Origin of the sequence: Methylobacterium sp. WL116, assembly GCF_008039455.1 — a bacterium.
Classification (GTDB): domain Bacteria; phylum Pseudomonadota; class Alphaproteobacteria; order Rhizobiales; family Beijerinckiaceae; genus Methylobacterium.
In genome coordinates this window covers 1-6,798 of the sequence record NZ_VRUV01000242.1, presented here as the reverse complement: position 1 = coordinate 6,798, position 6,798 = coordinate 1, and the positions used below count along the sequence as shown (strand labels likewise).

Genomic DNA, 6,798 nt, shown 5'->3' with positions numbered 1-6,798 from the left:
GAGGAGCGCACCCGTGGCGCCGATGCCGGCGCCGCCGGTCAGCCCGCCGACGACCGACGTGACGGGAGTCAGGAGCCCGTCGACGGGCGTGCCGGTCGCGATCCCTCCGGCACCGAGACCATCGAGGCCGCCGAGGATCCCGGTGGCGGAGCCGACGACACCGCCCGCGGCGTCGACCACGTGCCCGACATCGCCGACGATCTGCCCGATCGCCGCCGGTGCGTTTCCGCTCAGGATCGCGCCCGGCAGGTTGACCGTGTCCGTCAGGAGGTTGCTGGTGTCGCCGAGCTCGCCCAGCCCGACGGTATTTCCGAGCCCGATCACCGAATGCAGCGTGTCGTTGAGGATCGGCACGTCGTGGCCGATCTGCTCGAGGCCGGCATGGATGCCGTCGATCACCCCGTTGGCGAGGTCGCCCACCGGCTGCAGCGGAGCGCCGGCGCCGAGAAGCGTGCCCGTGGCGACCGTGCCGCCGCCGCCAAGTCCGCCCAATCCGCCCACGAGACCGGTGACGCCGCCGAGAAGACCTCCGGCCGCGTTCGTCACCGCGCCGACATCGCCGAGGATCGGCGACAGCGCCGCCAGACCCTCGCCGCCGAGGAGATTGCCGGGCAGGGCCACGACGTCGGTCACGAGGTTTCCGCTCTCGCCGAGATGGCCGAGGCCGATCGTCTCGCCGAGGTTGGTCAGGCCGTGCAGCGCATCGTTCAGGAGCGGGATCTCGTGGCCGATGTTCTCCAGCGTCGCGTGAATGTTGAGGACCACGCCGTTGGCGAGGTTCGTCACCGGAGCGAGCAGCCCGTCCCCGGACAGCAGGCCGCCGGCGCTCGCCGCACCGGTCAGCGAGCCGACCAGCGTATCGGCCGACCCGAGAACGTGGCCGAGATCGCCGAGGACCGGCGTCGCGGATTGGAGGCCGCCGCCGCCGAGGAGGGAACCGGGCAGGGTGGTGACGTCGGTCAGCAGGTTGCCCGCGGTGTCGAGATGGCCGAGCCCGAGGGTTTCGCCGAGGCCGGTGACGGCGTGGATCGGCCCATTGAGAACCGGGATCTGGTGGCCGACGGTCTCGAGCGTGGCGTGCACGTCGAGGACGGCCTGGTTCAGGATGTTGGTCGCGGGGCCGAGGATGCTCCCGCTGCCGACGAGGCCGTTGCCGGATGCCGGCACCGCGCCGACCGTCTCCGCCAGCGTTCCGGCGGCGGCGGCGACGCCGCCGGCATCGGTCAGCAGCGGACCGACCGCCTCGGTGCCGGTCGGGTTCGCGGCGACGCCGCCGAGATCGGTCAGAAGGTTTCCGGTCTCCCCGAGATGGCCGAGCCCGAGGGTCTCGCCGAGGTTGGTCAGGCCGTGGAGCGGTCCGTTCGCCGGAGCGACCTCGTGGCCGACCTCCTCGATCTGGGCGTGCGTCTGGAGGACGACCTGATTGGCGGTGGCCTCGATCGCGTCGGGAAGCAGCGAGGCTCCGGTCTCCGTCGAGCCGCCGTCGACCGCACCCTCGATCAACGAGGCGATCGGGCCGAGGCTTCCGAGCTGGCCCGTCGACAGGGCGGTCGAGGACAGCAACGCGCCGGGGCCGGCGAGCCATTCGAGCGAGCGGGTGGACGAGCCGAGCACGGAAAGGGGGGATGCGGACATGAAAACCTCCAGGTTTTCGATGCAACCCAATCTGCAACCATCGGTTGCATAATCCCGGTTCCGTAGTAAATGCTGAGTGAAGGGCTGAGCCCGTCCGAGCGTCCAGGAACGACGACTGTGGTTCGACCCGGGTTCGACATCGCCGAGTTTCGGGGCGGTCGGTGGGTCGTGAGTAATCTCCACTCTATCCAGACGAGCGCTTCGCGAGGACTCGACGGCCGGCCGATAGATCGGCCGCGTGATCGGGCGACGATCCAAGCCGGCTGCTGGGTGCATCCCGAGGATGATCGTCGATGAGGGGTGATCCGACGTTCGCCTATCCCGGCGCCAGGGGCCGAGCGGGATCGATGGACGCGTCGGCGCGGCGCAGCGTGATGCGCGTCAGCTCGGAAGGTCGGCCGAGCCTGAGGGCGAAGCCCGGCCACAACGCCGTGCCGTTGTTGACGTAGAGCGTCATGCCGCCGACCCGGTAGCGGCCCGAGACGAAACCGTCGTTGGCGCGGGCGAACAGGCGGTCGAACCCGCGCATCGTCCCGCCATGGGTATGTCCCGACAGCTGCAGCGCGACACCGTGCGCGGCCGCCGCCCGCGCCCCCTTCGGCTGATGATCGAGCAGGAGGACGGGTGCGTCCCGCGGTGCCCCTGCGAGCGCGGCGTCGAGGTCCGGACCGGGGTGTCCCGCATGCGGCGCAGACCGATCGGTCACGCCGGCGAGCACCAGGGCGGCGTCGCCCCGCCTCAGCACCGTATGCCGGTTCGCGAGCGCCGTGAGGCCGAGTTCCGAGTACCGCCGCATCCAAGCGGGGTAGTCGAAGAAGTATTCGTGGTTGCCGGGCACGAACCAGACGCCATCCGGTGCACCGAGCCGGCCCAGGGGCTCGACGTCGGCGCGCCGCGAAGCCGGGGCGCCGTCGATCAGGTCGCCGGTGACGACGATGAGGTCCACGCCGAGCCGGTTGGACCGCGCGACGACCTCCCGGGTCCAGGATGCCGGGAAGAGCCGGCTGATGTGCAGGTCGGTCAGCTGCAGGATCGTGTAGCCCTCGAAGGCGTCCGGCAGGTTCTCGATCGCGATGTCGACGTCCTTGAGCGCCGGCACGCGCACGGCCTGCTGGACGCCGAGCGCCGACAGGAGCATCGCCGCCGTCGCGGCCGCGTAGCGCCATCCGGCCGGAATCGCCCAGCCGCCCAGGGGCAGCGAGACCAGCGCGATCACGTCGAGCGCGAGCTGCATCACCGCCAGCAGCAGGATGGCGCCGAAGGCCCAGTTGAACAGAACCACCACCCACCGCGGAAACTCGGGCGCGAACACCGAGCCGGAGGAGAGGCGGCACCACAGGTGATACTGGGAGGCGACGAGCAGCAGCACGGCGATTCCGGCCTTCGCGGCAGGCGGGCCCGGCAGCGGCCAGAGCACCCGGGTCACGACGTACAGGCAGGGCAGGCTGAAGATCAGATGGAACATGGCGTTCCGGCTACGCTGAAAGCCGGGGTCCGGGCCAGAGCCGATGCGGGGAAATGCCGGCTTCGGCGCATGTCGGGTCGTCGCGGCACCAGTCAGGCCGGCCCTGCATGAGCGCGCCGGACCGTCACGCTGCGGTCAGGCGCGGGATCGCGGAGCGCAGCCGGGAATATCCGCGGTTGGAGAGCGGCCACGCCGCCTCGTCCCAGGGGCGCCGCACGCGCACGACCGCCTCGGGCAGCATCGCCGCCGACGGGCCGACGGGCGCCCAGGCCGTGACGACGGGTAGCCCGGCCGACCAGCCGGCGTCGGCCGGTCCCGCCTCGCAGCCGAAATGAGCGGCCGCCCGGTCCAGCGCGTCCTGCATCGCGGCGTGATCCGCCGACCGGACGCGCTCGGACGCCCCCTCGGCATGAGCGAGCATGCCACCGATCCGCACGATGCGCGCCTCCCCGAGCGGAAGGCTCTCCGGGTGCAGGTCGTCGAGATGCAGCAGCAGCGCGACGTCGCCGGTTGGTGGCATGACGGCAGCCGGCAGAGGGACCTCGCGCGGTGGCATCGCCTCGTCGAGAGCGTCCGGGTACTCGTCGAGCCCTTCGGGATCGAAGCGGTTCTCGGTGTAGCGCCGGATGTTCTCGGCGCGCGCGACGTAGTGCTTGCCCCGGGTGTGCAGCCCCGCCACCCAGCGCCAGGACAGCGTGTTGCTCGCCGGATCGCCGTCGACGAGATGGCGCATGAAGAAATCCGCACCCAGCGCCCAGGGCAGGCGCAGGGTGAAGATCCAGATCGAGGCGAACCACATCCGGGCGTGATTGTGCAGCCAGCCGGTCTCGACGAGGTCCCGCGCCCAGTCGTCGAAACCGTCGATGCCGGTCCGGCCCGCGATCGCGGCCTCGTAGGTCCGGCGCAGGCCGGGCTCCGCGGCGAGCCGCGCCCGATCCGCCGTGGCCAGCGCGAGGGCGTCGGTCCAGGCGGTCGGGTGGGTCTCGAGATGGCCCTTGAAGTAGGTCCGCCAGAAGACCTCGGAGACGAACTTCTCGGCGCCGCCGTCGCCGAACGCGGCCTCGGCGGCGGCCACCACCTCGGCTTCCGTGATCAGGCGGCGCCGAAGGTAGGGCGAGAGCGCCGACGTGGTCGGCCGCGCGTCCGGTCCGCGGTCGGTGTTGCGGGCACCGGCATAGTCGACGGCGGCGTCCGCGAGGAAGGCCGACAGGCGGTCGAGCCCGGCGGCACGGGTCATGGGAAAGCTGCGATCCATGGCGTCGAGCTAGCGCGGCGGCGTGCCGGCTTGGATGCGACCGATTTCCCGAACCCCGGCGGAGGCCGCCGGGGCGTATCCAGTGTCGAGCATGGCGCGATCGCGCGTCAGGCCGCCTCGGGCATGCGGTCGAGGAACTTGTCCAGGGTGAGCGGATAGTCCCGCACGCGGATGCCGGTGGCGTTGTAGACGGCATTCGCCACCGCGGCGCCCACGCCGCAGATCCCGAGCTCGCCGACGCCCTTGGCCTTCATCGGCGAGGACATCGGATCGACCTCGTCGAGGAAGATCACCTCCTGATGCGGGATGTCGGCGTGCACCGGCACCTCGTAGCCGGCGAGGTCGTGGTTGGCGAAGAAGCCGCGCTTGGTGTCGACCGCCAGTTCCTCCATCAGCGCCGAGCCGGTGCCCATCGTCATGCCGCCGATGACCTGGCTGCGGGCCGATTTCGGGTTGAGGATGCGCCCCGCCGCGCACACCGCGAGCATGCGCCGGACCCGGATCTCCGCCGTGTCGGCATCGACCCCGACCTCGACGAAATGGGCGCCGAAGGTCGATTGCTGCTGCTTCTTGGAGAGGTCGCCGAACTCGATGGTGTCCTCGGCCGTCAGCTCGCCCCGGCTCGCGGCCTCGCCGAGCGGAACCGCACGGTTGCCGGCCCGCACCTGCCCGTCGGCGAAGACCGCGTCGTCGGAGTTGATGCCGAGACGCTGCGCCACCGCCTCGCGAAGCTTGACGCACGCCGCGTAGACGCCGGCCGTCGACGAGTTTCCGCCGAACTGGCCGCCCGATCCCGACGAGACCGGGAAGGTGGAATCGCCGAGCCTGACCGCCACCTTGTCGAGGGTCACGCCCATCATCTCGGCGGCGGTCTGCGCGATGATGGTGTAGCTGCCGGTGCCGATGTCGGTCATGTCGGTCTCGACCGTGACGGTGCCGGCTCCGTCCAGCCTGACCCGCGCGCCCGACTTCAGGACCATGTTGTTGCGGAACGCCGCGGCCATGCCGACGCCGACGAGCCACTGCCCGTCCCGCACCTGGCCCGGCCGTGCATTGCGCTTGGACCAGCCGAAGGTTTCGGCCCCCAGCTTGAGGCAGCCGACGAGGTCGCGGTGGGAGAACGGGCGCTTCGGGTCCTGCGGGTCGACCTGGGTGTCGTTGCGGATGCGGAATTCCACAGGGTCGATCCCGAGCTTCTCCGCCATCTCGTCCATGGCGACCTCCAGGACCATCAGGCCGGGCGCCTCGCCCGGCGCCCGCATGGCGTTGCCCTCTGGCAGGTCGAGATGAGCGAGCTTCATCGCGGTGAGCCGATTGGCACCGGCGTAGAGCAGCTTGGTCTGGCTCACCGCCGTCTCGGGATCGCCGTCGGGCAGGTTGCCCGACGTGCTCTCGTGGGCGATGGCGGTGATCGTGCCGTCCTTGGTCGCGCCGATGCGCACGCGCTGGATCGTGGCCGGGCGATGCGTGGTGTTGTTGGCGATGAGCGGGCGGGTCAGCCCCACCTTCACCGGGCGCTGGAACGCCTTGGCGGCGAGGGCTGCGAGCACCGCGTCGGCCCGCACGAACAGCTTGCCGCCGAAGCCGCCGCCGACGAAGGGCGAATCGAGGCGGACGTTCTCCTTCGGCACGCCGAGGATCTTGGCGAGGCTGCCATGGCCCCAGCCGATCATCTGGTTCGAGGTCCAGAGCGTGACCTTGTCGCCGTCCCAGGCGGCGATGGTCGCGTGCGGCTCCATCATCGCGTGGCTCTCGTCGGCGGTGGTGTAGCGCTCGTCGAGCGTCACCGGCGCCTGCGCGAACGCTCCCTCGAAATCGCCGACGCGTTCCTCGCCGTCGCCGCCGCTGCCCTCGCTGCTGTCGCCGGGCACGGGCGGCGCGTCCTTCGCCTCGGCCGCGAGATCGAACTTGCCGGCCTCGGGCGCGTAGTCGACCGTCACGAGAAACGCCGCGGCGCGGGCCTGCTCGAACGTCTCGGCGACGACGACTGCGACGGCCTGGTGGTAGTGCTGGATCTCGTCGCCGCCGAACAGGTAGGCGGCGTTCATCATGCCCCGCTCCAGCCGGGGATGCTCCAGGGTCGTCACGACGCCCACGACCCCGGGCGCCGCCTTGGCGGCCGCCGTGTCGATGGCGCGGATGCGGCCCTTGGCGATGCTGGACCCGAGCACGTAGCCGTAGGCCTGGTTCGGCACGACGTCGTGGCGCTCGTAGGCGTAGGGCACGGTGCCGGTGGTCTTGTACTTGCCGTCGATGCGGTCGGTCGGCTTTCCGACGACCTTGAGCTGGTCGATCGGGTTTTGGCCGGCGGGCTGGTCGAACTTCATGGCTTTAGGCCCTCGCTTGGTTGAGCGCCGCGGACAGGGTCCGCTCAGCGAGCGTCAGCTTGTAGGCGTTCGCATGGGTCGGCGCGGCGCCGGCGAAGACCTGCTCGGTCACCGCC

The 6,798-nt window shown here is 71.0% G+C and carries 4 protein-coding genes and 1 pseudogene; all 5 read right to left on the bottom strand.

Going from position 1 to position 6,798, the window contains the following annotated elements; all coding sequences use genetic code 11:
* Positions 1–1,635 (bottom strand): hypothetical protein (locus tag FV223_RS16755; RefSeq protein ID WP_147728097.1); only part of this gene is annotated, 1,635 nt, incomplete at its 3' end.
* A gap of 316 nt (positions 1,636–1,951) precedes the next feature.
* Complete coding sequence (locus FV223_RS16750; RefSeq protein WP_147728096.1) at positions 1,952–3,100, bottom strand: metallophosphoesterase; 1,149 nt, start codon at positions 3,098–3,100, stop codon at positions 1,952–1,954.
* A gap of 124 nt (positions 3,101–3,224) precedes the next feature.
* A complete protein-coding gene (locus FV223_RS16745) occupies positions 3,225–4,337 on the bottom strand; it encodes an FAD-binding domain-containing protein (protein ID WP_147728095.1) in 1,113 nt (370 codons plus the stop codon).
* Between the two features lie 125 nt (positions 4,338–4,462).
* Positions 4,463–6,682, bottom strand: coding sequence for an aldehyde oxidoreductase molybdenum-binding subunit PaoC (gene paoC, locus FV223_RS16740; protein WP_147728094.1), 2,220 nt, complete (start codon positions 6,680–6,682; stop codon positions 4,463–4,465).
* A gap of 4 nt (positions 6,683–6,686) precedes the next feature.
* Positions 6,687–6,798: pseudogene (locus FV223_RS31850) on the bottom strand (xanthine dehydrogenase family protein subunit M); the annotation flags it as partial.